Source organism: Mycobacterium sp. 141 (genome assembly GCF_000382405.1).
Lineage (GTDB): Bacteria > Actinomycetota > Actinomycetes > Mycobacteriales > Mycobacteriaceae > Mycobacterium.
Map to the genome: position 1 here is coordinate 109,168 of NZ_KB908262.1, position 24,990 is coordinate 134,157.

The following is a 24,990-nucleotide window of genomic DNA, read 5'->3' on the forward strand; positions in this document are numbered from 1 at the left end:
ATCGACATCGTCGCTATAGCCCGCGCCGACAACCACCCTGTCTGACAGTGGATCGAGGCTAGGGTGTGCCGCGTCCGTGAATGTCTGCGGTTGAAGCAGACTCTGCGCCGGTAGCAGATGCGTGCACCGTGAGCGCATCGTCCGATTTACCTTTACCGGACCTCAGCTCGTGCTGCGTATACAGCCAGATTGGTATGAATACCGCGAGCACGACGAAGCCTAGCAAGGTTGAGGTCCAACCGATTTCGAGGCTGTTGAGGTAGACCACACCGATCACACACAGCGGCACATTGAACAGGCCGAAGCCCAGGGCCACCCACTTCCAGCCCCTGGGTGCCTTGAAAGGTCGTTCCAGGTTGGCGAAGGCTGGATTCGTCTTGGCTTTGAAGTAGGCGAACAGGCCGATGCCATTGGCGCAGGTGTAGCCGATGGCTGAGGCCGCCAGGATCGCCGGGATGGATCCGATAAATAGCAGCGCCAGGTTGAATGCCGCGGCGGCGAACATGGCAACGAACGGGGTTCCCCGACGATTCGTGTGGCCGAGTACTCGGGGCAGGTTTCCTTCCTCTGCCATGGAGTGCAGGGCGCGGGCGGAACCCAGGTAAGCGGTTTGGATGATCAGGATCATCGCCGCGATCAGCATGATGATGGTGACGGTGGTACCGGCATCGCCGAAGACCGAATGGGCGACGGGGACGAGGGGTGAGATGGGTTCGGCCTGTACACCGTCGACGCCGAGGACACCGATGACTACGGCTTGCACCAGGACGAACGAGAAGAAGCAGATGACGCCGCAGGTATACAGCGCTTTGGGGACGTCCTTGCCGGGTTTCTTGTATTCGGGGGCGTAGATGGCGGCAGTTTCCCAGCCTCCGGTACTCCACAGGGCGATGGCGAAGAGGCCGAAGAGGATCAGGATGTGATGTGAGTTCCAGGACCAGTCAGCCGGCATCCAGTTGTCGGTGATGTTGGCCATGTCAACGTGGCCGGTGGCAAAGGGCGCGACAGTCAGGACGGCCAGGGGGATCAGTGACACAGCTGCGAGGATGTACCCGAGGATGGCGCCGTCCTTGAGGCCGAACCAGTTCACCACGGACAAGAGGGTGAAGATGACCACACCCGAGATCAGGCCAAGCTGGTATTCGCTGAAGTGTGCGGCCAGCCCCGGAAACAGCCCCTCCAAGTAACCGCCGACCAGGATGGAGAAGATCGACAGCACCGAACTCCAGGCGAGGGCGTAAAACCACGCACAGGAGCCGCCGAGCAGTTTTCCCTTGTCGTATTTGCCCTTGTAGTTTTCGGTGCGGAACACCTGCTGCACGAAACCGGGCAGGCCAGAGGCTTCGGGGAAGGTGGTGGCCAATTCGGCGTAGGCGGTGTTCTGGAAGAAGGTCTGAAGGATTGACAGTCCCCAGACAAGGATCGCGGCGGCCGCCACGTAGCTGGGCAAGTAGCCCAAGGATGGCAGGATCAACAAGGGCACGCCCAGCGCGATGGCCAGCCCTTGCTTCCAGTCGATCGACCGTTTCAGGTGATCGGCTCCATCCAAAGTTTCTTGACTCATGAGATTTTCCTTTGATAAAGGCGAAAGGTTATAAATAGTCCTACTGACAATTTGAGAGGGCATTACCTGCCGTCGTCCGGCAGGATCAACAAGAGCAACCGGGTGGCAGCTCTACGGTGGATGCCCTCGGCGACACCCATCACCGCCCAGTAAAAAACGCACGAGACCGAGGTGCACGCAGATATTGGGCAGGCCGCACGTTTGTTGTCTGCGAGCGGCTGGGTAGGGACACGAATCTCAGATTTCGAAGTACCGGAAGGAGTGAGATTCCAAACCGTCTGGGTTGGGTCCGTAAGTGGTGAGCATCCGCGCGTAGACGGGCGCCCAGTACCGGCCCAAGCGTCCGGCATTCACGCGAGCCGAATCACCTGGTCCCAGAATGACAGACTCACCGTCGCACTCGATATGGAGTTCGCCTTCCACAACGAAGGCCGTCTCTGTGTGCGGGTGGAAGTCCTCCCAACCACAGCGATCCATCTCCCACTCCGAGAGTATGAAATCATCCCAAGCACCCACAGGATCGGCGTTTACGAACCTGCAGCGCATCCGAGGCCATTCATCCTTCATGGCCTCCACGGGTTTCGCCGGCCAGGAATCGATTGCTTTCCCCGTCGTCAGTGTCGAAGGCGGGTTGGTGGATTTCGTCATTTGCTATCCGTTTCTCAGAGCAATCCGTATTACGGAAGGCTCCCGTCAATAATTCAGGAAAAGGAAGACAGACGTTTTCAAATGGGCAACAGTCCTCAAAGAAAACGCGGAATCTGTCAACCTTTCTTAACACACAGTTTTCGGTGACTACGCCAATGAGGACGCAGGCTCCAGGCCCTCCATCACCGACCTGGTCTCTCACTGCGGAGCGTAGAGTCCAGGTCGACCTGTCGGGTCGATGGTGTTACGGCCCGCGGGTTTAGACGCCGGCCTTGATCAGAAGTGCATCAACCATTGTGAAGAACATGGCGCGGAAATCGGTCGCCGTAGGGTCGGTCATATACTGAATGGCCGCTCCGTCGTAGATCATCAGAAATGACCGTACGAGCGTAGTGAATTCCATGACACACTTGTCACCGTTGTTTTCGGCTGCGGCGGAGAAGATATTTCCCAACTCCACCACGTAGGCAGGATAAATCTTTGCGGCCAGCGGGCTTACGGAAGCATTTCGCGTTGCCCACAGGATGAGCTCGATCTCGGCGAGGAGGCTTGCGGGCTCTTCGGTCAACATGCGCCAGTATTCTTCGGCCACCTGTTCCACAGCCTTACGGAGTCCCAGGTGAACCGAAATGTCGCGAGAAAATTGGTTCAAGTTCTTCAACCAAGCTTCGGCGGCCGCGTCCATGAGCTCGCTCTTATCCTCGAAGCAATAGTGTGCGGTCGCCAAGGGTGCCTTGGCCTCCTTGGCGATGGCCCGCATGGTCACTGACTGAACACCTTTACGCCTCATTAGTTCCAGGGTCGCTGAAATCAGCTGTCCTCGTCGTTCGTCTGCGGACACCCGCATAGCCACCCCTCCAGTCACCTGGTTTCACTCCGTCTGAGAATCTTCCCCAAGACTATTGCTTGGACTACAGAGTTTCCCATCTTGGGAAAGGCAGGTGACTGGAGCATCGGCTCAGGTGTGAGCTGGCCGCGCCCGGGACTCGAGCACTTCTGTGTGGTGGACCAGGGATGGCCCCGCGCCTGGACCGTCTTGCCCGTCCTTGCCGCCCCGGTGCCTGTCGGTGAGACCGGCAGGCGCTCGGACATCGTCTTGTGAGGGGCCGTTGAGGTACCGCGCCATGGTGTCGTCCAAGGCGTTGATCCAGCGGGTGTGATGCTTTTCCGATACGGTGCCGGTGATCGCGGAGGTATGCACCGCGTCGCGGTAGCCGAGGATGTCGGTGTGCTTGTTGTGCATCCAGTCCTTGAACAACTGGCACACCGCGTCGAGGTCAAAGGACGGATAGTCGGTGGCGTCGATAAGTTCGCGCACGTAGTCGGTCTGGAATTCCGCCTCCGCGTCATGATCGGGGAGCGTGGCTTGACGCTCGAGCCAGAGCTCGATATCCGCCTCGCGCTTGTCGAATGACGGGAGCTCGATCACTCCGGTCATGACATCGCGAGCAAACCACGCCTGTGCGTCGAACATGTTGAACGTGTAGTACTGGTCCTGCGCGCCGAGATAGAACAGGTTGGTGTTCTGCTGCCACACCACGCCCTTGTAGAGGTTGGCCGGGTACAGCACGTTCGGCGAGGACAGCGAGAGCTCGCTGGGCAGGAACGGATACTTGTGCTGGTATCCGGTGCACAGCACGACCGCGTCGAAATCGTCTTGGGTGCCGTCACTGAAATATGCGGTGTTGCCCTCGAAGCGGGTGACCAGCGGACGCTCCACGGTGTTCCAGGGCCAGTGATAGCCCATCGGGTTCGTGCGGTAGCTCATGGTGATGGACGCCGCACCCATCTTGTGGGACTGCATGCCGATGTCCTCGGCGGAATAGCTGCTGCCGATCATCAGCAACCGCTTGCCGTAAAAGCGCTCCGCGCCGCGGAAATCGTGGGCGTGCATGACCTCGCCCGGGAACGTCTTGATGCCCTCGAACTCGGGAATCGCAGGAACGTGGAAGTGACCAGTGGCCACCACGAGCTTGTCGAACACGTAGGTTTCCGTCTGGTTGGTCTTGAGATTCTCAACCGTGACAGTGAATTCCTGCGTGTCCTCGTTGTAGCTGGTATGGCGGGCAACGGTGTTGAACTTGACATACTTGCGAACGTCGGACTTCTCGACACGGCCCTTGATGTAATCGAAGAGAACCTCGCGCGGCGGGAAGGAGGAAATCGGGCGGCCGAAGTGCTCGTCAAACGAGTAGTCCGAGAATTCCAGGCACTCCTTGGGCCCGTTGGACCACAGGTGGCGGTACATGCTGGAGTGCACCGGCTCGCCGTAATTGTCCAGGCCGATGCGCCAGGTGCTGTTCCACTGGCCGCCCCACTCGCTTTGCTTCTCGAAGCATGTGATTTCGGGGATCTCAGCCCCTTTTTGGCGTGCTGATTCGAACGCCCGCAGCTGCGCCAAGCCGCTGGGGCCGGCACCGATAATTCCGACTCGTAATGCCATGTTACTTTCCTGTTCCTAAATTTTTTGCGGGTTGTGGGTGTCCAACGTCGCGAGTTGATTTGCGCATCAAGGCAGCAGCCAAGGAATCCCGATTTCCGGGAACGGGTGATGCCTTTTACACCGGGATATTTCCCGGGAGTCAGACAGAAATTCCAGGTATTACTGACAAGTGAAAAAATGTCAGAGATAACCAGGACAGCTGTTGCGCATTCCTGACATGTCAATGCCGCTACGCCGATGCGCAGAAAACAGCGGGATCTGCGTTCGTCACATGAGAGGGCTGTCTACCCATCTGGCGAACGCAGTGAATGGACTAGGGCGCGAAGGTGCGGTCGCCGACGAAGAATCCGAGCGCGTACTCAGGGGTCTCGAACTTCACAGTCGTCCCCTTGGGGAAGAACAGCACGTCGCGCTCCTTGGCGTGCGTGACCTCGCCGGTGTCCTGATCGGTGAGGATGAACTCGCCCTTCACCACGAGCTTCATCTCGTCGTAGGTGTAGGTGTAGACCAAGGGCTCCGACTTCTTCAGCTCGAAGAACCCGGAACACATGACCGCCCCCTCCGGGTTGTGCAAGGAGTCGGCAATGGCCGCGACCACCCCGGCCTCGTTCATACTCGGCAACCCCTCATAGCCCTTCTCCACCTTGTGGATGGCGCCAGCCTTGCTCAAGGTTCCGACAGTCGTGATTTCAGACATGGTTACTCCAATTCGTGTGGTAAAGAGAAATTGCTGCCCAGCCGAGCTGTTCGGTTCAGTTAAAGACTGTTGGCCCTTGGTGCATATATCTGGATATGGGCTTTGCACCTTGATCGCATACGAGGCTGCGTCAAACTTCGCCTCACGCCCCAATTAGGGCTTCGAGACGAGTCATCTGCAAATCCGATGTTCTCGATTCCTAGCGGACCAACCGAATTCTGCTCCTTACTCGCCTGGTGTGATGCCAATCACGTGCACTCACTCAATGAGAGTGACATGGACGGTTGTTCATGTCAACCGTTCAAGAGAAAGTTTTTTGAGCACCGTCGGTGTCGAGGCCGAACAGGCCGGGTGGCGCCCTACTCTTTTTGGCCGCTGACCAGGTGCGGAGCCGCGGGCCGATGCGTCCGCAACGAACGCCGTGGCGCCAGGCCGACGCCCAGGATGCGGCGATTTCGGCTTTCCCGAGGTTCGCTTCGGCTGGCTAGGCCCTCGTCCAACGGGCACACACGAAATCGCCGTTGACCGCCGAGGACTCCAACGCCCACTCCGAACGCAGCGGCAACACCGGCGAGCCCGCACCGAGCGTGCACGGCGCGTAGCTGACCACCAACTCGTCCACCAGCCCTGCCGCCACGAACTGCGCCGCGACGTCACCACCGCCGATCACCCAGACGTCCTTCCCGGCTGCCGCCGCCACAAGGGTCGGATGCAACTCTGCGACCGCACCGTCGAACGCCTGCACCGAACGCCCGGCACTCACCGCGCCGACGATATCCGGCCGGTGGGTCAACACCCAGGCCGGTTGTTCGTACGACCACTCACCGCTGTTCCTCACGATCCACTCGTAGGTGTCCGCGCCCATCGCCAGTGCCCCAACGGTTTTGATGAAATCGTCGTAGCCGAACGGTCCGTCGGGGTCGATCGTCCGGGAGATCAGCCAGTCCAGGCTGCCCTCCGCGTCCACGAGGTAACCATCCAGGCTTGAGCCGGTGTAGTAGACCGTTTTCACTGCTCACTCTCCCGTCATCGACGCCGTACAGCTGAAAGGATTCCGGTGGCTCACACAGCGCGTCAATCACGGTGTCAGCTGTCGAGCACGTCGTCGACCCTGGCTTCGAGGTCGACGCGGTCCTCAAGGTCACCCAGATCGATGCCGAACCGGCTGGTGAGTTCGTCGAGCACCTGGACGGCCGTGTCGAAGCGCACCCGTTCGGTGGTTCCGCCCTTGTGGATAGCCAGGTTCCGGCCCCGCAGGTTATAGCGGGCGTCGTCGGTGACCAACGCGGCGGTCAGACCGGTGACGAATATTCCACCGGGATACGTTGAGACATACCAACTTCCAACCTCGAGGTCGATGCGCTGCTGCGGCGCGGTGGTGAAGGTGTACAGCGTCAACCACTCGTCGCGGATCTGCGTCTGCAGGACGTATCCACCTTCGTGCTCCAGCAGCCGGTACGGCTCGTGACGGGTCTGCTGCACCGGCCCGGCGACGAGCCGGAGCGGCGAAGACGGCGTCTGTCCGCCGAATCCGACGTCGACCAGATAGCGCTCATCCGCACCCGGCGCCGTCACAGCCAGGACATTGTGGGTCTGGGCCGGCAGTGGCGCTTCGGGCTGACGCATCCACGCCACCCGGCAAGACAGCCGGTCGACCCCAAAACCCAGCCCGTCGAGCACGTAGCCGAGCAAGCCGTTGTGTTCGTAGCAGTACCCGCCGCGGCGCCGGCTCACCAGCTTGTCGGCCAGAGCCTCGGCGCTCAGGTCGACCACCGGGATACCCAGCAACGGGTCGAGGTTCTCGAACGGGATGGACCGGTTGTGTGCAGCGACGATATCGCGCAGCGTGTCCAGGTCGGGCCGGGCCGGGCCCTGATAGCCGATCCTGCCGAAGTACCCGTCAAGGTCGATTGCCGATGTGCCCACAATCGCCAATGATGCGTCCTCAACAGCGGTTCAGGTCAAGCAGGGGCAGACTTGTGTCATGCCCGCGCACCTCACCGAGCCACTCCGGGAAGATCTGCTCGCCCGCTGGTCGGAATCCCACCGCAAGCACCACAACGTCGAGCATCTGCACGAGCTCCTGGATGCGGTCCAGTCGCTCGCCGATGACGGCCTGAGTTTCGACCGCGAGGCCGTCGAGTTGGCGGCGTGGTTCCACGATGCGATCTACGAAATCGGCCGAGACGACAACGAGAACCGCTCCGCCGACTTGGCGCGTGAGCTCCTGGCGTCGTCCCCGGTGCGCGACGAGGTGGCCCGGCTGGTGCTGGCCACCAAGGCTCATGACGTCACCGACGACGACGTCAACGCAGCGGTGCTCAGCGATGCCGATCTGTCGGTGCTCGGCGCAACCCCCGCGCGCTACCACCGGTATGCCGCGGCAGTGCGCGAGGAGTATGGCGCGGTTGCCGACGACGTGTTCAAGCCGGCCCGGGCAAGGATGCTCGCCGAGTTGCTGGACGGGACGATCTTCCACACGGCACCCGGCCGGGACCGCTGGGAGGCGCAGGCCAGGCGAAATGTCACCGCCGAGATTACCGCGCTGATCAGCTGACGCCGTGGTCCGCCGGGCCGGTGTGGGCGTTACGCCCCGCCGGCCCGCCAGATAACGCGACGAGGAGCCACCGCCATGACGACGATCGATTCCCTGGCCGCCGTGCTGCCGGCCGGCGCGGTGTTGCGCGACCCTGACATCCTCGAGCGATACCGGCGCGATTCCGCGGCAGACCCTGGCGCCGGCAGGCCGCTGGCAGTGGTGCGCGCCACCTCCACCGAAGATGTACAGGGGGTGCTGCGCTGGGCATCGGCACACCGTGTCCCGGTGGTGCCGCGCGGCGCCGGATCGGGGTTGTCCGGTGGTGCGGATGCGGTAGACGGCGCCATCGTGCTCAGTACCGAACGGATGCGCGACATTCGGATCGACGTGGCCACCCGCACCGCGGTGGTTCAGCCCGGCCTGACCAACACCGAGGTCAAATACGCTGCCGCCGAACATGGTCTGTGGTATCCGCCGGATCCGGCCTCGGTCGATATCTCGTCGATCGGCGGCAATGCCGCCACCAACGCCGGCGGACTGTGTTGTGTCAAGTACGGCGTCACCGGTGATTACGTGCTGGGCATGCAGGTGGTACTGGCCGACGGTACTGCCGTGCGATTGGGCGGACCGCGCCTCAAAGACGTTGCCGGGCTGTCGTTGACGAAGCTGTTCATCGGTTCGGAAGGCATCCTGGGGGTCATCACCGAGCTCACCCTGCGACTCATCCCGGCCCAGCCCCCGGCGTCGACCGTGGTGGCCCTGTTCGGCTCGGTACAGGACGCCGCGAACGCGGTCGTGGCGATAACCGGGGTGGTACGCCCGGCGATGCTGGAATTCATGGACCACACCAGCATCAACGCGGTCGAGGACCATCTGAAAATGGGGCTGGACCGGTCGGCGCAGGCCATGCTGCTGGTCCAGTCCGACGCACCCGGCGCAGCGGCCGACGAGGTGACCGTCATCGTCGCTGAATGCGAGAAGTTCGGGGCGACAGAGGTATTCGCCACCGACGACCCCGCCGAAGGTGCGGCATTCACCGCGGCGCGCCGAGCGATGTTCCCCGCGGTCGAGAAACTGGGCAGCCTGCTCTTGGAGGATGTGGCGGTTCCGATACCTCAATTGCCCGCCATGGTCACCGGGGTCGAGGACATCGCCGCCGACTGCGATGTGCTGATCTGCACCGTCGCCCATGCCGGGGACGGCAACACCCATCCGGTCATCGTGTTCGATCCCACTGATGCCGACGCCACCGACCGCGCACACCGCGCTTTCGCCCGGATCATGGAGCTGGCGATCGGGCTCGGCGGCACCATCACCGGTGAGCACGGGGTCGGACGACTCAAACGTGACTGGCTGCCCGTCCAGCTCGGCGATGACGTGATGGGCCTGACCCGTCGCATCAAAGATGCCCTCGACCCGCATGGAATTCTCAATCCCGGTGCCGTATTGCGCTGAGCGATCCGCCCAGCCGGCGCTGGACGTCACCGCCGGCCTCGCGAGCGTGCGGGTCTGCTGCCCGACACGCTGGGTTTTACCGACAGTGCACGCACGCTCGCGGCGCCTACGCTCACGGCATGGCGGTCAGTCGAACTCGTCGTATGCGGGCGGCCCGCAAGCGTAAGCGTCGTCTCGACAATGTCGTCAACGATCTGACCGACGAGCAGTGGGTTGCAATCAAGGACGCGTGGAACGGTTGCGCATACTGTGGCTCGACCGGCCGGGCACTGCAGCGTGATTGCGTCATGGCGATCTCGCGGGGCGGGCGATACACCATCGACAACGTGGTGCCGGCATGCGCATCGTGCAATGCGAGCAAATGCAATGACGAGGTGACCGGCTGGCTGCGGCGCAAGCGGCTCGACGAACGCCTCTTCCTGACGAGGTACGTGGAGATCCGTGCTGCACTGGCCGATACTGCACGCTGACGGCGCCACGAGCGTGCGCGAAATGCTGCTGATTCACGGTGTGCCGGGCAGCAGACACGCACGCTCGCGGTGCCTGGGTTAGCGCACGGCGGCGCGGCTTCGGATCCGGCCGAGCACCACCAGGGCCAGCAGGGTGACCAACAACAGGATGGTCGTGCACGCCGCGGCCTGGAACGCCTGGCCTCGGTCGGTGAGCCCGAAGATGGTGACCGGCAACGTCTTCCACGTCGCGGGGTACACCATCACGGTGGCTCCCAGCTCACCCATCGACAGCGCCACGGCCAGCCCCGCCGACGCCCCCAGCGCAGGCATCAGCAGCGGTAGCGTCACTCTTGCCAGCACCCGAACCGGGCTCGCGCCAAGGGATTCCGCAGCCTGCCGATAAGCCGGGTCGATCCGGTCCAGCGCCGCCGACACCGCACTGAACGCGAACGCCAGTACCAGCACGGTGTGGGCCAGGATCACGATCCATCGGGTGCCGCCGAGGAGCAGCGGGCGGGAGTTGAAGGCGATGAGCAACCCGAGGCCGATCGCCACCGAAGGCACCGCGATGGGCAGGTGAAACACGGCATCGGTGATACGGCGCAACCACGCCGGGGATTCCACGACAGCCAGCGCCGCCCAGGTGCCCAGCACGAGCGCGATGGCGCCGGCCAGGAACGCGGTCTGCAGGCTCACCGAAAGGCTGGCCAGATTGTCCCCCGACAACGCGTTCTGGAAATGGCCGAATCCCAGGTGGGACGGCAGCGCCGAGGTCCACGTCCCGGCCAGCCCGGCCAACACCACTGTGGCCAGCGGCGCCACGAACACCACCAACACCACCGTCGCGAACAGTGCGAGCACAACGGTCCTAGTTCGCCGGTTCCACAGCAGCATCGACCGCACCCTTTCCAGTTGCCATGCGGGCGAACACCATTCGGTACACCGCGTACAGGCTGAGCGACAGGACGACCTGGACGGTCGCGATCACCGCGGCGCCCGGCAGGTCGAAGGTGACGATGCCGCGGGTGTAGATCAGCACCGGAAGCGTGATGACGCCCTTGGCCCCGGTGAACAATACGATGCCGAACTCGTTGAGCGTCAACAGCAATACCAGGCTGCCGCCGGCCATCAGCGCCGGCCATGCTTCCGGCATGATCACCGACCGCAACACCCGCAGCGGTGAGGCACCGAGACTGGCCGCCACATCGAGTTGCGCGCGCGGTAGCAGCGCGAACGCCGCCAGCAGCGGACGCACCACAAACGGTGTGAAGAAGGTGATCTCGGCGGCGACCACACCGGCCGGCGTGTAGAGGAAGTTCAGCACCGGTTCGTGCCCGCCCGTGAGGCTCAGGATCGCGGCGTTGACCGCACCCGCGGTCCCGTACAGGAACGTGAACGCCAGGGTGATGAGAAAGGACGGCAGCGACAGCACGGTGTCGATCAGCCGGCCCACCAGCTGCGAGCCTGGAAACGGCACGAATGCCAGCACAATCGCGAGGAAGCTGCCGAGGATCAGACACCCGACGGTGGCGGTGACGGCGATGGCCACCGTGCGCCACAACGCATCCCGGAACACCGCTGAGCCCAGTACCTCAGCCCAGCTGCCGGTGTCGGCGGCCTCGCCGAGCACGCGCAGCAGCGGGTAGAGCGCGATCAGCAGCACCACCAGCAGCGGCGGCACAACCCACAGCGCGGCACGCGACCGCGGCGGCGCGGGCCGGTCCACGGTCGTCACAGCCGGTTCGTCGAGAACGGTCATGTGGCCACGTGCACGAGCACCCCGGCCGGCTCCGGTATCCGGACACCGACTTCACTGCCCACCTCGAACTGCGCGTGGCCGGTTACGTCGAGCTCGACGAGGCAATCGGCAAGACCGTTGACGGACAACACAAGACGTGTCGTCGCGCCGCGCCACACCGCGGACTTGACCTCGGCTCGCATCGCCTCCCGGTTGCCCAGCGACACGAGTTGCAGCGCGTGCGGGCGGATACACAGCAGCGCTGCGGATCCCGGTGCCCAGTCGGCCTTGCCGACGGCAGGTTGCGGCGCCTCCGCGCTGACCGTCCGGCCGGCGATCGTCACCAGCGCGGAGGTCCCGATGACCCGGCCCACCGTGCACGGAATCAGGTTGGCCCCACCGAGGAACGCTGCAGTGAAACTGGTCGGCGGTCGTTTCCACAGATTCTCGGCGGTATCGACGTCCATCAGCCTGGCGTTGTTCATCACCACGATCCGATCGGCCAGTGCCAGTGCCTCGGATTGATCGTGCGTGACGTAGAGCATCGCCGTATCGGGCAACGACTCCTTGAGCTGCTGCAGTTCGGCCAGCATCGACTGGCGCAGCTGCGCGTCGAGCGCCGCGAGCGGCTCGTCGAGCAGCAGCACCTTGGGCCGGATCGCCAGCGCCCGGGCGATCGCGATGCGCTGCTGCTGGCCACCGGAAAGCTCACGGGGCAAACGCTTTCCGTAGGAGCTCATGCCGACCATGTCCAGCGCTTCGGCCACCCGTGGACCGATCTGCGCCCGCGGGACCCGCTGAGCCTTCAGGCCGAACGCCACGTTCTCGGCTACCCGCATGTGCGGGAACAGCGCATAGGACTGCAGCACCACGCCGATGCCGCGTTTGGCCGGTGGCAGGTCGGTGATGTCGCGCCCGGCCAGCCGCACCGTCCCCGACGTGGGCCGCGCGAAGCCTGCGAGCGCGCCCAGCGCTGTCGACTTCCCCGACCCGCTCGGCCCCAGCAGCGCCACCGTCTCTCCGGTGGCCACGCGCAGGTTGAAGTCGATCAGGGCCTGCGTCACGCGCTTGCCGCGCCCGTAGCGCACACCCACCCGGTCGAATGTGATTGCCGGGATGAGAGATTCCTGCTTCTCATCCTGCTCGTGTGCGGCGGTGGTCTTCGTTCCGCTCACTCGGATCTCGGTCATGTCAGTTCCCGGTGGCTTTCTGGTACTCAGCGACATCGGCGTCGAGCCCGCCGAGCACCTCGTTCCAGTCCGGCACCCACACTTCGACGCCGTTGAGCACACCGGCGGGTGTATTCGGCTGCGGTGCAATGCTACTGGCAAGGCTGTCCCGCACCGGAAGGCCCAGCGCACCGGGCGCGACGGTTTTCTGCACGGCGTCGGAGAGCAGGAAGGTCAGCAACTTCTTGGCGTTGTCGGCGTGCGGCGCACCTTTCGTGACACCGGCGACATAGGGCAGCGACACCGTGGTGCGCTTACCGTCATGAGCGGGGATGAAGATACTGAAGGTCGATCCGTCGTCCTTGATGGAACCCAGGTTCATCTGCACGTCGCCGTTGGCCACCAGCAGTTCACCGTTGCTGACCTTGGGTTGCAGCTTGCCCGTGGACGAGGACGGACCAACGTTGTTGGCTTGCAGCTTGCTCAGGTAATCGAGCGCGCCGTCACGCCCGCGCAAGTGCTGTAGCAGCACGAGCACCGCGGTACCGTCACCGGCCTGTCCCGGTGTCGAGTACTGCAGCTTGCCCTTGAACCGCGGGTCCAGCAGATCGTCCCACCCGGCCGGAGCCGGCTGAACCGACGGGTTGGCGATGAAGCTCAGCGCGTTGTTCACGATCGGCACGTACCTGCCGTCCGGCCCGACCTGCCCGGTCGCGATACCGGTGGTGTCGACCGCGCTGGGCACCAGAAGCCCGGATCTGTCCGCCTTCTGGATAAACGGCGGCAGCGTCACCAGCAGGTCGGCCTGCGGATTGGACTGTTCCTTCTCCACCCGGGATACCACTTCGCCGGAGCCTGCCTCGACCAGGTTCACCGCGATACCGGTGTCCTTGGTGAACGTGTCGAACGTCGACTTGTACCAGGCGCCAAGGCCATCGGCGCTGTAGACCGTGACGGCGCCCGCAGCGCCTGAGCCGCTTGACCCGGTGCCACCGCAGGCTGTGCTCACCATGCCGGTGAGCACGGTCGCGGCGATTGCCATCGCGCGCAGGAGATGTCGTGCCTTCATGAGTTCCTTCTCTGATCAACCAAGCAACAACAGGTCGACGAAATCGGTGACGGATCCGACCACGTGGGTGGCTCCGGCGGCCCGCAGCTGTTCTTCGGAATGCGCACCGGTGAGAGTGCCGGCGGCCACCGCAACGCCTGCGCGAAGCGCACTTTCGATGTCATTGGCGGTGTCGCCGAGAGTAGCGACGTTCTCCACTCCGTCGACCTCCAACCGGAGCAACGCTGTGAGAATCAGATCCGGGTACGGCCGGCCACGCACTCCCGGGCCCGGCGCGAGGACGAGATCGGCCAGGTCCTGCCAGCCGAGCGCGGCCAGTAGCTTGCCCTGGGTGACGGCGCTGAATCCGGTGGTCAGCGCGACCTTGATGCCAGCCTCACGCAACTCGGTGATCGCCTCTGCCGCACCGTCGATAGGCTCGGCACGCCCGCCGGCGATCAGCTCGGCGTAAGCCTGTTCGAATTCGGCGTTGGCACGCTGGGCGATGTCCTCGGCGCCGAACAATGCCCGGAATACCTCGATCTTGGACTGCCCCATGGTGTCGAGCACGTACTTGCGGGCGCGGTCGCGTTCCGGACCTTCGACGGGAAGTCCCACAGCGTTGCCTGCAATGTCGAAAGCGCTGACCACCAAGCCGCCGTCAGACACCGTGGTGCCGGCCATATCTATCACGGCGAGTTGTATGTCATCGAGTGTTATCTCATTGCTGGACATGCGTTTTCCCTTACTCAGAATTCGATCAGATCGGCGGTGTGCTCGGCGCCGAGAATCCCTCCACCGAACCATCGTCACGCGCATGGTTGATAACCATCGCCGCTGATCACGTCCGCCCGCAGTCTTGCGGGTGTTGCGACGCCGAACAGCAGGTTAAGACTGGTATAGACCAAATGTGGTTACACTCTCGGCATGCGAGAGATCGCCGAGCTCCGCCAGGTACTGGACTCGCTGCGCGGGGTGTGGGACGAGGAAGCCGTCGACGAACTGGACCACGCATTGCAGTCGGCGGCCCGCGCACTCGATGACGATGCCGACGACGAACTGGTGCTCGCCGCAGCGCTGCACGACCTGGCCCACAGCCCACTATTCGACGGACAGGACGGCGCCGACCACCACGACCGGTTCGCGCAAGACTGGCTCACTCTCCGGTTCGGTGAGCGGGTTGGTTGGTTGGCTGGCGCGCATGTGGCGGCCAAGCGCTACCTGGCCGCGACCGATCCGACGTATGCGCTTTCCAATGCGTCGGCCCTGTCGCTGCAGCACCAGGGTGGCGCGGGCGTGGACACGGCGTTCGTCGAGCACCCGTGGTGGCCCGACGCCCTGCGACTGCGGCACTACGACGACGCGGCCAAAGATCCGCATGGTCGCGGAGCCACCGTGGACGACGTGATCTCTGTCGCCGAACGAATTGTCCGGCAAGGTAACTGACCAGTGACCAAGCCGCTGCCGAAACCCTATGTGATTCGCACAGCGCTCGACACCATGCTTGCCGATCTCGCCGAGGGCGATCCGGTACCTGCCGAACGCGAGCTCGCCGGCCGGTTCGGCGTGGCTCGCGAAACCGTACGACAGGCGTTACACGAACTGCTCGTGGCCGGGCGCATCGAACGACGCGGTCGCGGCACCGTGCTCTCGCGTCCCAAACTCGTCCAACCCCTGGGCCTGCAGTCCTACACCGAGGGCGCAGTGGCGGCGGGACGAACCCCGGGCCGGCTGCCGGTCACCACGGAGATCATCGATGCCGGCGCTGAACACGCTGTGAGCCTTACGATTCCGGTAGGAGATCCGGTGCTGCACCTGGAGCGGGTCCTGCTCGCGGACGATCAGCGGATCGGCCTGGAAAGCACGTACTTGCCGGCGAAGCGGTTCGCCGGGCTGACCGCCACATTTGATCCCACCACCTCGCTCTATGCGGCGATCCGGGCCACGGGCGTGCAGTTCGGTTCGGCCACCGAACGGATCGAGACGGCCCTGGCGTCACCTCGCGAGGCCGAATTGCTGGAATCCACCACGACAATGCCGATGTTGCTGCTCAACCGCCGGTCACTGGACACCGACGGACTGCCTATCGAGTCTGTACGGGCGCTCTACCGCGGAGACCGAATCGCGTTCGAGACCGTGCTGACATAAGCGATGAGCACGACGTGTGATGCCCACCGATGCAACACCTTTGGCGTCAACTTGCGCGTTTGGCACTTGTCGGGCGCCAGATGACCGCCATCACTGCACATCCACCGGCGAGCACCACGAATGCCATCGGGAACGAGCCCGACGTGGCGAGTGCGCCGACCACCAAAGCGCCCATTCCGGTTCCGCTGTCGAAGCCGACATTCCAAGCCGCACTCACCGTGCCGCGGGACTGTCCGCCCGCGGTGACGAACGCCTGCACCAGGGTGAGGTTCTGCAGTCCGCCGTACGCCAGCCCGAGGAGTAGAGAGCCGACAATGATCAGCGCAGGGCTGTAGCTGATTCCCACGGCAATCACGGCCAATCCGGCAGCACCGAGATACAGCATCGGGGCAATGAATCGGGTTGCCCCGAACCGATCGGCGAAACCGCCGATCAACCAGCGCGCGAGCGTCGCCGGTCCGGTCAGTGCCAGCAGTGCCGCGAAGGACGTTGCCGCGTTGCCGAATTGGGGTGCAAACGTGAGGACGGCGCCACCCCCGGCGGTGATCACGACCAGTGCGCCGACCGGGCGCAGCAGCCCCCGGCTCACCCTGCGGAATTCTCCGCGCTGCACCGGAGGTCGGGGCACGGGATGAATGACCGTCAGCGCCAGCGGTACGGCCAGCAGGGGCGCGGACCCGAACACGAAGACCGGCGTGTATCCGACGTGGTGGACCAGCCACGTCGACATCGGGGTGAGGACGAATTGTGTTGCGGCGATGGCAAGTCCGTATGCGCCGGCCGCCCGACCCCGTTGCTCCTGGGCAAACAAGCCGGCAATACCGTCGACGCCGTACACCGTGAGAATGCCGAATCCCAACCCGCGCAACGCGGCGAGCAGCAGCACCGCCGGCAGGTCGTGGGCGACGAGATGCGCGATTGCGGGGGCGCCGAGCAGTGCCAGCCCGATCGCCAAGGTGACCGGCCACCGCAGACGGCGCAGTACCAGCCCGACCGACAGTTGTGCCAGCACAGTGCATGCCATCAGGACGGCGTTGACCAGTCCGGCGCCGAAATCGTCGGCACCGTTGTGCACCGCCCACATCGGCGCCACCGGCAGCAACAGGGCGAATCCGACGAAGCCCAGCACGGCGGCACCCAACAATGCCGGCATGCCGGGAGCCCTCCACACCGTTACGAGCGTCACCGGTGGAACACTACGGTCCCACCGATCACGGTGGCGGGCACTACCGCGTCAGGGCAGTCTCGTCGTCGGCGACGCGTTCGGCTACCCCCGCCGAGCGGAACGGCGCACGCAGCGTCGCGCCCACGTGGTGCCGGTTCACCACGAAGCCGACCAGCGCCAGTGCCGCGTACACCCCACACAACACCAGCCGACCATCCGTCGAGGTGATCGGGAACTGCACCACGAATAATACGAGCAGGGCCAGCGCAGTGTAGCGGTGGAACCGCAGCGCCAGGATCAGCGCGATACCCATCATGGTCTGGGTGGCGGTCAGCAGGACCTCTTCGATCTGTCGGCTGTCGAGCACCAGCGCGGTACCGCCACCGCCCGCGACGTAGGCGATAGGTAGCGAGCCCATGAGCAGCGTCCACTGGTTCACCTTTGACGAGATCAGCGTGGCGATCGCGGCGGTGCCGTTACCGCGGCTGGCGAAGATGATGGCGATGATGAACTCGGGTGCCTCCGAAGCCAGCGGCGCGAGCCACTGCACCAGCAGGAATTGGTCGATACCGAGCTGCGTGCCCGCTGCGATCAGGCTCTCGGCGAACGGTTTTGCGCACATCAGGATGACGGCGCCGGCGATGACGAAGAGCGCCACCACCGTCGACCGGCGGGCCCGCGTCGGCAGCGCGCCGATCGCGGCCGCGGTGCCGATAAGATCAGGTTCCTCGACCTCGCCGCGGCTCATCTTGTAGAGGTAGAACCCGAACCAGGCCAGCAGCGCGATACCGAGCACGAGGTGGATCCGCCCGGTCGCCGGAATCACGAAGGCGATCACGCCGGCGATCAACAGAAACCCCAGCTCGATACGGTTTCCAGGGTCCAGCAACATCGACCCGGTCTTCTTCCCGGACATCTTGCGGGCCACCCACAAGCCCACCAGGACGACGACGGGCCAGCCGATACCCATCAGCAACCGGTTGGAGCCGGTCATGTTGGCAGCGGCGAACTGCACGTAGTCCGGGTTGTGGCCTGCCGTGTAGGCGTAATAGAGGTCGACGGCGTATTCGGGTAGCACCGCGATCAGGGCCAGTACCGCGATGGCGAGGCCACCCGAGACGTCGATCTGCGCAGATTCAGCGGCCCAGGCCAGCAGGAAGCTGGCGGAGACTACGGCGGCGCCGTAGATCACCATCGCGACAACGGGGTCGGGATGCATGCCGCCGAACCTGATGATCACGGCGGGCAGGATGAAGAGGGACGTGGTGATCAGCGACCGGGCGAGTGTTCGTCCGTGCGTGCGGGTCACGTGAAGTCCTTAAGTCTTTCGCGGCGTCTTCCGGCGGTCCGTGACCTCATCGACGGCGCAACGAAACCTCGGACCGACACGAGCATGTCCGCCGAGGTCCTGCTCGCCGGATATCGCCTCAAGTGGATGGCCGGGCGGCTTCCGCCGCCAGGCTGTCGGCTATCCGTATCCCGCCGGCTGAGTCGACGGTGACGGTCAGGAACTACTCCCTTCGATGATGGGGAGGCTACCCTATGCCGTACCGCTCAGCAACGTAGCGAGGCTATGAATATCTGCATCCTGGCTGCGGAAATTTGCTGGTGAAAGCCTTGAACAATAGTTTTCGGGAGGCCCAAATATTGATTGTGGCAACCCTGTCTCTAGTTCACCGGCCACCGTAAGTTCACCCCGCAGCGGGGGCCGTCACGTTGCGTGACGTCACCAGGGTGCGCGAAATACCGACACATTGCGGCGCGTCTATCAGCAGACCCGCACGGTCGTGGTGTCAGGCCTGTTCGGCCAGGCGCTGCTTGAGCGCGTCGAACTCGGCCTTGATGCCGGTCGGCAGCTTCTCGCCGACGAACTCGAACCACTCCTCGATCAGCGGCAGCTCGGCCCGCCACTCCTCGGCGTTGACGACCAGGGCCTCATCGACGTCGGCCGCGTCGACATCCAGGCCGGACAGGTCCAGATCGGCGGCCGTCGGGACGACGCCGATCGGGGTGCTCTTGCCATCGGCCCGGCGCTCGATACGCTCGACCACCCACTTGAGCACACGGCTGTTCTCACCGAAACCAGGCCACAGGAAGCGTCCGTCGTCACCGCGGCGGAACCAGTTGACGAAGAACACCGCGGGCATCTTCGACTCGTCGGCGTTCTTGCCGATGTCGATCCAGTGCTGGAAGTAGTCGCCGACGTTGTAACCCATGAACGGCAGCATGGCCATCGGGTCGCGGCGCACCGTTCCGACCTTGCCCTCGGCAGCGGCGGTCTGCTCGGAGCCCAGGGTGGCGCCGATGAACACACCGTGCTGCCAGTCGCGGGCCTGCGTGATCAGCGGGACTGTGGTCTTGCGGCGCCCGCCGAACAGAATGGCCGAGATCGGCACACCCTGGGGGTCGTCCCATTCCGGCGCCAGCGTCGGGCACTGCGAGATCGGGGTGCAGTAACGCGAGTTCGGGTGCGCCGCCTTCTCCTCCGACCCCCGGTACCAGTCGTGGCCCTTCCAGTCGATGAGGTGTTCGGGATCGCCTTCCAACCCCTCCCACCAGGCCTCGTCGTCGTCAGTCTTGGCGACGTTGGTGAAGACTGTGTTGCCCGCTGCGATGGTCTTCATCGCGTTCGGGTTGGACGACCAGTTGGTGCCGGGTGCAACCCCGAAGAAGCCGAATTCGGGGTTGACGGCGTACAGCCGGCCGTCCTTACCGAAGCGCATCCACGCGATGTCGTCACCCACGGTCTCGGCGCGCCAGCCCGGGATGGTGGGCTGCAGCATCGCGAGGTTGGTCTTGCCGCAGGCCGACGGGAACGCGGCGGCGATGAAATAGGCCTTGTTCTCCGGCGAGATCAGCTTCAGGATCAGCATGTGCTCGGCGAGCCAGCCCTCGTCGCGGGCCATCGCCGAGGCGATGCGCAACGAGTAGCACTTCTTGCCCAGCAGGGCGTTGCCGCCGTAGCCGGAACCGTAACTCCAGATCTCGCGGGTCTCCGGGAAGTGGGTGATGTACTTGGTGTCGTTGCACGGCCACGGCACGTCTGCTTTTCGGACGCCTGCGCTGTCCACCAGCGGAGCACCGATCGAGTGCAGCGCCTTGACAAAGAAACCGTCGTCGCCGAGCTTGTCCAGCGCGCCCTGCCCCATGCGCGTCATGGTGCGCATCGAGACGACGACGTACTCCGAGTCGGTGATCTCCACACCCAGCTTGGGATCCTCGGCGCCCAGCGGGCCCATGCAGAAGGGCACCACCCACATGGTGCGCCCGCGCATCGAGTCGCGGTACAACTCGGTCATGATGCCGCGCATCTCGGCCGGGTCCATCCAATTGTTGGTCGGCCCCGCATCGATCTCGCGCTCCGAGCAGATGAAGGTCCGGGATTCCACCCGGGCCACGTCGGACGGGTCGGAGAGAGCGAGGTAGGAGTTCGGCAGCTTCTCTTCGTTGAGCTTCTGGAAGGTTCCGGCCTCGACCAGGTGGGCGGCGAGGCGGCTGAACTCCTCCTCGGAGCCGTCGGCGAACACCACTCGGTCGGGCTGCGTCAATTCAGCCACTTCACGCACCCAGGCCAGCAGCCCCTTGTGGTCCGTCGGTGCGGTGTCCAGACCCGGAATGGTCACTGAGGTCATCGAAATCTCCTGCGTGAGTTTTCTCCCGGAGCGCGTACCGCGTAACAGCGCGGTCACGGTGATTCCTGAGTACGAGGTTAACGCGGGTAAGAGACCCGTTGTGGCCAGTGCGATGTCCGATCAGTCACAGGAACGATTCAGTTGCCGGTTAATGTTCGGCCAGACGCCGACCCGCCATAAAGATCTGCCCGAACAGCGTCGAGGGCGCTCTGCAGCGCAGGTATCCGGCGATCTCGCTGAGCGGCCGCCTGGGCCGTCACGATGGCATGTTCGCGCAGTTCCGCATCGATGACGGCGACCTGTTTTGCCGCGGCGTCGGTCTCCGCGTCCTCGATCGCGGCCAGTCCGGTGATCAAGGCCGTCTCCGCGGCGAGCACTCGGGTTGCGACGAGCTCCTCGACCGTCGACCGCAACGACGCGATGGTATCGACGACCCAGCGGTCGAGCACCGCACGATCCCGCAGCAACCCGCGGACGCTGACCACCCAGATGGTCAGCAGCAAACCCACCACGGCCCCGACCGCGAGGCCGGCGACCGCCAAGTGCGGCGCCGCCCCCACCAGCATCCGGCTCACCGCGAACGCCACACCCAGGCCGAAACCCACGCCGAGCACCGCCATCAGCCGGGTTTCCAGCGCTCGTGACCGCAGCGACGGCGCCTCGACGACCGGTTCCGGTCGCAGCGCCGGAGCCGCGGGGGCCGCCAACTCGAATTCGGCCGCCACGTCGCCGAGGTGATGGGTGACGCCTTCGTCGACCTCCTCGACCACGTCGTCTGCCCGCCGCTGTACATATGCCTCGAACGCGTGCATGCGTCGCCGCCCGAGTTCGGCGATGTCCTCCTGTAGTTCGGTGCGCACCGAACTACACCGATTGCGGGCGAAATAGCCCAGCTGCACGCGGGCCTGCTGGAGTTGGCTGCGCAACGAGATGCTGCGCTCGGTTCGTGCCAGCCTGCGCGTGCGGGTGATCTCGTCCCGACGCCGGCGCAGCAGCTCCACCCGGGCCTTGCGGTCCGCGCCCGCGCCATCGGCCTCATACCGGTCGATCACCGCGCCCAACCGCGCTTCCCAGGCCCGCAACCGGTTGCGGCGATGCACTTCGGGATCGGCCAGCCGCACTGTCAGCAGGTCGACCAGCTCGTCGAGCCGAGGCTCACCCAGATCCGGCGCCGCGGCAACGCCGACCCACGGCAAGTGCGCGTACCGAGCGGCCCGCTCAGCCAGGATCACCGCATCGCCGTCCCGGGTCTCGCGCCAACCGCGGTGCGCGTCGGTCTTCGACACCACCCCGATCACCAGATCGGTGTGGGTGGACGCCGAATCGACCAGGGCGCAATCGGATTCGGTCAGTGGCGCGGCTGCCGAAACCACGAAGACGACAGCAACCGGGGCCTCGCCGGCCGCCAGTTCGGCGGATTCGACAAAAGCCTGCTGCGGCATCCGGTCCCGCAGTGCCGCCAGCACACTGGTGGTACCGGCCAGCCACGGCCCGGTGACGAGGACGACGTTGCGAGCCTGGACACCCGGCGACGTCAGCCCGGGGTCGACCTTCGCGACGACGGCGTCGGCCGCAGCGACCGGATCTTGATAGGGGTCGGCTTCGGTCATCGGGCGCCCAACAGCCGCAGCGAGCCACGGACGATATCCGCGCTACAGCTGCGGTGCAGCGCGTTCACCGGACCCCGACCATAATTTCGCCAGTATCTGGCTCGTCGCAGATGCGCTTGCGGCTCGGCACCCGGGTCAACGGCCAGACCGTGCGCCTGCATCACGTCGACCGCCGCGGCCATCACCGAGATCACGGTGTCGTCAGCCCCCAGAAAACGTCCGACCTCGTCGCTCTCGTCCTCACCCAACGATCGCAACTCGGCCAGCGCGCGACGCATCCGCCGGTAACGCACCGGCGCGGCCACCCCGGACAAGGCGGCGAAGACATCTTCGACGCCGCTGAGCCGGCGGAGCAAGCCCGGCAACTCGTCGACATCCGCTCCACGGGTCAGGGCCAGGCTCACGTGAGCGACACCAAACCGGTCGAGAGTGGCCAGCAACCGCGCCCGGAGCGTCTGCGACACCGGGTGCTCTGCAAAGACAAACGCATCGGCCGATGTCAGATCCGCCGGTTGAACCGCCAGGATCCGCATGGCCGCGACCAGATCGGCAGAAAGTGTCACGGTGGCCAACAACGCCACCATCGGAACCACGGGCAACCCGGTGAGTGTGTGCACTTCGGCCGCACGACGACGCGCGGTGGCCATCGGGCCGCCCGGACCCGAACCGGCCAGGTCGGCCTTGTTGAACACGATCAGAGCCGGGACCTCGGCACGACGGAGCTCGGCGAGCACCGCCCGATCTTCGGGCTTGCATACCTCGGCGATCACCAGGACGACGACGTCACCCGCGTCGGACACCACCACGCCGGCTCGGCGCAGCGCGTCGGCCACCGTTCCGGCGCCGACGCCTGGCCGGCCCTGCACGGCAATGCTCAGCGGAGCCGATACCCGAGCGCTGATCTGCGTCAATGGTGATCCACCGCCACGGCCGGCAAAGCGTGCGAGCTCATCTGCGAAAATGTGACGACCTTCCCTGCAACATCCAGCCACGATTCGGTCCCATTGGAAATCGTGGCACGTCCCAGGCAAGCTCACGAACGGCCATTTGGCCCCGACAGGTCAAGGCAACTGTTGGGTATCAATCTCTACCACGATGCGGGGACTTCGGCGCCGATGAGACACCATGGACAAATGCACGTGCCCTGGCCGGATGTCGCCGGTGGGCCGGCTCCGGAACCGCATGACGCCGGAACCGTCGACGGGCCACACCGCCTGCCCCGGGTGACCAGCTTCCGCACCCGGCGTTCGACCCTGTCCGGTGGCCAACAGGCGACCTGGGATCGGCGTTGGCCCGACCTGGGCATCCAAGCCCGCACCGACGACGGCAAACCGGTCATGAACCTGGACACCGCGGCCTGGTTCGGCCGGACCGCTCCACTGGTCCTGGAGATCGGCTCGGGCACCGGAACCTCGACGCTTGCGATGGCGCTGGCCGAACCCGATATCGACGTGATCGCCGTCGAGGTCTACCGCAAGGGCCTGGCGCAGCTGCTCAGCGGCATCGACCGGGCCGGCATCAACAACATCCGACTGGTCCGTGGGGATGGCGTCGACGTGCTGGAGCACATGTTCGCCCACGAGACGCTCACCGGGGTGCGAGTCTTCTTCCCCGACCCGTGGCCCAAGTCGCGGCATCACAAACGCCGGCTGCTGCAGCCGGCGACGGTGGCCCTGATCGCCGACCGGCTGCGCCAAGGGGGCGTGCTGCACGCCGCCACCGACCACGTCGGTTACGCCGAGTACATAGCCGAGGTCGGTGACGCCGAGCCTCTGCTGCGCCGGGTTGAAGAAGTGCGCGAGGAAGGAGCAGCCACCGAGCGACTCCCCATCTCGGTGCAGCGACCCGCCACCAAATACGAACAAAAGGCTCTCGCCGGCCCCGACATCACAGAATTGATCTGGGAGAAACGGCCATGAGTGTGATTCCTGAACTTCAGGACGGTGTGCAAGAGCACAGTGAGCAGGACAGTGTGCATGACGCGGCACAGAACGAATCCGCCACGGGCGCCCGGCGGGTTTTGCTGGTGTGGGACGCGCCGAATCTCGACATGGGGCTCGGCTCCATCCTGGGCGGTCGCCCGACCGCCGCACATCGGCCTCGCTTCGACGCGCTGGGCCGGTGGCTGCTGAGCTACACCGCAGAGCTCTCCGCCACCGAGCCGGGCATCTCCCTGGAGCCCGAAGCCACCGTCTTCACCAACATCGCCCCAGGTAGCGCCGATGTCGTTCGCCCGTGGGTGGAGGCCTTGCGTAACGTGGGGTTTGCCGTCTTCGCAAAACCGAAGATCGACGACGACAGCGACGTCGACATCGATATGCTCGACCACATTGCGCTGCGCCGCCGCGAAGGGCTGGCAGCGGTGCTGGTCGCGTCCGCCGACGGGCAGGCTTTCAGACAACCGCTGGAGGACATTGCCCGCGAGGGCACCCCGGTGCAGGTACTCGGATTTCGCGAACATGCAAGCTGGGCGCTAGCGTCGGATACCTTGGAGTTCGTCGATCTAGAGGATATTCCTGGTGTTTTCCGGGAGCCGCTGCCACGGATCGGCCTGGACTCGCTGCCCGAGCAGGGAGCATGGCTGCAGCCGTTCCGGCCGCTGTCATCGCTACTTACCTCGCGTGTGTAACAACTGCAAAAGGCCTGGAAAGTTGCCGAGAAATTCGATGCGCGGGTCTCCAC

At 64.7% G+C, this 24,990-nt stretch carries 24 protein-coding genes; 7 read left to right on the top strand and 17 right to left on the bottom strand.

Annotated elements, in window-relative coordinates; all coding sequences use genetic code 11:
• Positions 1-58 precede the first annotated feature (58 nt).
• From H276_RS0113040 to H276_RS0113075, 7 genes are all read right to left on the bottom strand, one after another.
• On the bottom strand, positions 59-1,549 hold the full coding sequence (locus tag H276_RS0113040; protein WP_019971756.1) for an APC family permease: 1,491 nt from the start codon (positions 1,547-1,549) through the stop codon (positions 59-61).
• 252 nt (positions 1,550-1,801) lie between these two features.
• Positions 1,802-2,212: a cupin domain-containing protein gene (locus tag H276_RS0113050; protein WP_231376666.1), complete on the bottom strand. Its 411-nt coding sequence runs from the start codon at positions 2,210-2,212 to the stop codon at positions 1,802-1,804.
• A 259-nt stretch (positions 2,213-2,471) separates the two neighbouring features.
• On the bottom strand, positions 2,472-3,059 hold the full coding sequence (locus tag H276_RS0113055; protein ID WP_081625465.1) for a TetR/AcrR family transcriptional regulator: 588 nt from the start codon (positions 3,057-3,059) through the stop codon (positions 2,472-2,474).
• A gap of 111 nt (positions 3,060-3,170) precedes the next feature.
• Positions 3,171-4,655, bottom strand: a complete 1,485-nt coding sequence (locus H276_RS0113060) for an NAD(P)-binding domain-containing protein (RefSeq protein ID WP_081625466.1) — start codon at positions 4,653-4,655, stop codon at positions 3,171-3,173.
• 313 nt (positions 4,656-4,968) lie between these two features.
• A complete protein-coding gene (locus tag H276_RS0113065; protein WP_019971760.1) occupies positions 4,969-5,352 on the bottom strand; it encodes a cupin domain-containing protein in 384 nt (127 codons plus the stop codon).
• A gap of 484 nt (positions 5,353-5,836) precedes the next feature.
• Positions 5,837-6,364 (bottom strand): dihydrofolate reductase family protein, encoded by a 528-nt coding sequence (locus H276_RS0113070; RefSeq protein ID WP_019971761.1) that lies wholly within the window; start codon positions 6,362-6,364, stop codon positions 5,837-5,839.
• 74 nt (positions 6,365-6,438) lie between these two features.
• The gene (locus H276_RS0113075) at positions 6,439-7,278 is read right to left on the bottom strand and encodes an arylamine N-acetyltransferase (RefSeq protein WP_019971762.1); all 840 of its coding nucleotides are present in this window, start codon (positions 7,276-7,278) and stop codon (positions 6,439-6,441) included.
• A 58-nt stretch (positions 7,279-7,336) separates the two neighbouring features.
• Here H276_RS0113075 and H276_RS0113080 point away from each other — a divergent pair, with 58 nt between their 5' ends.
• The 3 genes from H276_RS0113080 (at position 7,337) to H276_RS0113090 (ending at position 9,816) form a co-directional block, all read left to right on the top strand.
• Entirely contained in the window at positions 7,337-7,909 is a 573-nt protein-coding gene (locus tag H276_RS0113080; protein WP_019971763.1) for a hypothetical protein, read from the top strand.
• A gap of 75 nt (positions 7,910-7,984) precedes the next feature.
• Positions 7,985-9,346 carry an FAD-binding oxidoreductase gene (locus H276_RS0113085; protein ID WP_019971764.1) on the top strand — a complete coding sequence of 454 codons (1,362 nt, stop codon included), beginning with the start codon at positions 7,985-7,987 and terminating at the stop codon, positions 9,344-9,346.
• A 119-nt stretch (positions 9,347-9,465) separates the two neighbouring features.
• Positions 9,466-9,816 (top strand): HNH endonuclease, encoded by a 351-nt coding sequence (locus H276_RS0113090; RefSeq protein ID WP_026356942.1) that lies wholly within the window; start codon positions 9,466-9,468, stop codon positions 9,814-9,816.
• A gap of 78 nt (positions 9,817-9,894) precedes the next feature.
• On the opposite strand, the gene H276_RS0113095 is transcribed toward H276_RS0113090, so the two are convergent.
• Genes H276_RS0113095 through H276_RS0113115 form a run of 5 tightly spaced genes read right to left on the bottom strand, consistent with a single transcriptional unit; the run spans position 9,895 to position 14,488 of the window.
• A complete protein-coding gene (locus tag H276_RS0113095; RefSeq protein ID WP_026356943.1) occupies positions 9,895-10,692 on the bottom strand; it encodes an ABC transporter permease in 798 nt (265 codons plus the stop codon).
• Entirely contained in the window at positions 10,667-11,557 is an 891-nt protein-coding gene (locus tag H276_RS0113100; protein WP_019971767.1) for a 2-aminoethylphosphonate ABC transporter permease subunit, read from the bottom strand. The genes H276_RS0113095 and H276_RS0113100 overlap by 26 nt, the downstream gene beginning before the upstream one ends.
• Positions 11,554-12,726 (bottom strand): ABC transporter ATP-binding protein, encoded by a 1,173-nt coding sequence (locus tag H276_RS0113105; protein ID WP_019971768.1) that lies wholly within the window; start codon positions 12,724-12,726, stop codon positions 11,554-11,556. The genes H276_RS0113100 and H276_RS0113105 overlap by 4 nt, the downstream gene beginning before the upstream one ends.
• Position 12,727: 1 nt before the next feature.
• Complete coding sequence (locus tag H276_RS0113110; RefSeq protein WP_019971769.1) at positions 12,728-13,774, bottom strand: 2-aminoethylphosphonate ABC transporter substrate-binding protein; 1,047 nt, start codon at positions 13,772-13,774, stop codon at positions 12,728-12,730.
• Between the two features lie 15 nt (positions 13,775-13,789).
• Entirely contained in the window at positions 13,790-14,488 is a 699-nt protein-coding gene (locus H276_RS0113115; protein WP_019971770.1) for a phosphonatase-like hydrolase, read from the bottom strand.
• Between the two features lie 192 nt (positions 14,489-14,680).
• Here H276_RS0113115 and H276_RS0113120 point away from each other — a divergent pair, with 192 nt between their 5' ends.
• A complete protein-coding gene (locus H276_RS0113120; protein ID WP_019971771.1) occupies positions 14,681-15,199 on the top strand; it encodes a hypothetical protein in 519 nt (172 codons plus the stop codon).
• A 54-nt stretch (positions 15,200-15,253) separates the two neighbouring features.
• Positions 15,254-15,901: a GntR family transcriptional regulator gene (locus H276_RS0113125; protein WP_051111440.1), complete on the top strand. Its 648-nt coding sequence runs from the start codon at positions 15,254-15,256 to the stop codon at positions 15,899-15,901.
• Between the two features lie 46 nt (positions 15,902-15,947).
• Here H276_RS0113125 and H276_RS0113130 read toward each other — a convergent pair whose 3' ends face one another.
• From H276_RS0113130 to H276_RS0113150, 5 genes are all read right to left on the bottom strand, one after another.
• The gene (locus tag H276_RS0113130) at positions 15,948-17,087 is read right to left on the bottom strand and encodes an MFS transporter (protein ID WP_026356944.1); all 1,140 of its coding nucleotides are present in this window, start codon (positions 17,085-17,087) and stop codon (positions 15,948-15,950) included.
• 40 nt (positions 17,088-17,127) lie between these two features.
• The gene (locus H276_RS0113135; protein ID WP_019971774.1) at positions 17,128-18,375 is read right to left on the bottom strand and encodes a sodium/hydrogen exchanger; all 1,248 of its coding nucleotides are present in this window, start codon (positions 18,373-18,375) and stop codon (positions 17,128-17,130) included.
• A gap of 484 nt (positions 18,376-18,859) precedes the next feature.
• A complete protein-coding gene (locus H276_RS0113140) occupies positions 18,860-20,698 on the bottom strand; it encodes a phosphoenolpyruvate carboxykinase (GTP) (RefSeq protein WP_026356945.1) in 1,839 nt (612 codons plus the stop codon).
• 137 nt (positions 20,699-20,835) lie between these two features.
• On the bottom strand, positions 20,836-22,308 hold the full coding sequence (locus H276_RS0113145) for a hypothetical protein (RefSeq protein ID WP_019971776.1): 1,473 nt from the start codon (positions 22,306-22,308) through the stop codon (positions 20,836-20,838).
• On the bottom strand, positions 22,305-23,219 hold the full coding sequence (locus H276_RS0113150; RefSeq protein WP_026356946.1) for a hypothetical protein: 915 nt from the start codon (positions 23,217-23,219) through the stop codon (positions 22,305-22,307). Before H276_RS0113150 ends, H276_RS0113145 begins: the two co-directional genes overlap by 4 nt.
• Before the next feature lie 204 nt (positions 23,220-23,423).
• Between H276_RS0113150 and trmB the strand changes: the two genes are divergently transcribed.
• Positions 23,424-24,227 (top strand): tRNA (guanosine(46)-N7)-methyltransferase TrmB, encoded by an 804-nt coding sequence (gene trmB / locus H276_RS0113155; RefSeq protein ID WP_026356947.1) that lies wholly within the window; start codon positions 23,424-23,426, stop codon positions 24,225-24,227.
• The gene (locus H276_RS0113160; protein ID WP_019971779.1) at positions 24,224-24,937 is read left to right on the top strand and encodes an NYN domain-containing protein; all 714 of its coding nucleotides are present in this window, start codon (positions 24,224-24,226) and stop codon (positions 24,935-24,937) included. The genes trmB and H276_RS0113160 overlap by 4 nt, the downstream gene beginning before the upstream one ends.
• Positions 24,938-24,990: the final 53 nt, after the last annotated feature.

What these genes read in the sequence shown, in the direction of transcription:
- H276_RS0113050 (WP_231376666.1), bottom strand. Translation starts at nt 2,212, where the DNA reads ATGACGAAATCCACCAACCCGCCTTCGACACTGACGACGGGGAAAGCA.
- H276_RS0113055 (WP_081625465.1), bottom strand. Translation starts at nt 3,059, where the DNA reads ATGCGGGTGTCCGCAGACGAACGACGAGGACAGCTGATTTCAGCGACC.
- H276_RS0113060 (WP_081625466.1), bottom strand. Translation starts at nt 4,655, where the DNA reads ATGGCATTACGAGTCGGAATTATCGGTGCCGGCCCCAGCGGCTTGGCG.
- H276_RS0113065 (WP_019971760.1), bottom strand. Translation starts at nt 5,352, where the DNA reads ATGTCTGAAATCACGACTGTCGGAACCTTGAGCAAGGCTGGCGCCATC.
- H276_RS0113080 (WP_019971763.1), top strand. Translation starts at nt 7,337, where the DNA reads ATGCCCGCGCACCTCACCGAGCCACTCCGGGAAGATCTGCTCGCCCGC.
- H276_RS0113085 (WP_019971764.1), top strand. Translation starts at nt 7,985, where the DNA reads ATGACGACGATCGATTCCCTGGCCGCCGTGCTGCCGGCCGGCGCGGTG.
- H276_RS0113090 (WP_026356942.1), top strand. Translation starts at nt 9,466, where the DNA reads ATGGCGGTCAGTCGAACTCGTCGTATGCGGGCGGCCCGCAAGCGTAAG.
- H276_RS0113095 (WP_026356943.1), bottom strand. Translation starts at nt 10,692, where the DNA reads ATGCTGCTGTGGAACCGGCGAACTAGGACCGTTGTGCTCGCACTGTTC.
- H276_RS0113100 (WP_019971767.1), bottom strand. Translation starts at nt 11,557, where the DNA reads ATGACCGTTCTCGACGAACCGGCTGTGACGACCGTGGACCGGCCCGCG.
- H276_RS0113105 (WP_019971768.1), bottom strand. Translation starts at nt 12,726, where the DNA reads ATGACCGAGATCCGAGTGAGCGGAACGAAGACCACCGCCGCACACGAG.
- H276_RS0113110 (WP_019971769.1), bottom strand. Translation starts at nt 13,774, where the DNA reads ATGAAGGCACGACATCTCCTGCGCGCGATGGCAATCGCCGCGACCGTG.
- H276_RS0113115 (WP_019971770.1), bottom strand. Translation starts at nt 14,488, where the DNA reads ATGTCCAGCAATGAGATAACACTCGATGACATACAACTCGCCGTGATA.
- H276_RS0113120 (WP_019971771.1), top strand. Translation starts at nt 14,681, where the DNA reads ATGCGAGAGATCGCCGAGCTCCGCCAGGTACTGGACTCGCTGCGCGGG.
- H276_RS0113125 (WP_051111440.1), top strand. Translation starts at nt 15,254, where the DNA reads ATGCTTGCCGATCTCGCCGAGGGCGATCCGGTACCTGCCGAACGCGAG.
- H276_RS0113140 (WP_026356945.1), bottom strand. Translation starts at nt 20,698, where the DNA reads ATGACCTCAGTGACCATTCCGGGTCTGGACACCGCACCGACGGACCAC.
- H276_RS0113145 (WP_019971776.1), bottom strand. Translation starts at nt 22,308, where the DNA reads ATGACCGAAGCCGACCCCTATCAAGATCCGGTCGCTGCGGCCGACGCC.
- trmB (WP_026356947.1), top strand. Translation starts at nt 23,424, where the DNA reads ATGAGACACCATGGACAAATGCACGTGCCCTGGCCGGATGTCGCCGGT.
- H276_RS0113160 (WP_019971779.1), top strand. Translation starts at nt 24,224, where the DNA reads ATGAGTGTGATTCCTGAACTTCAGGACGGTGTGCAAGAGCACAGTGAG.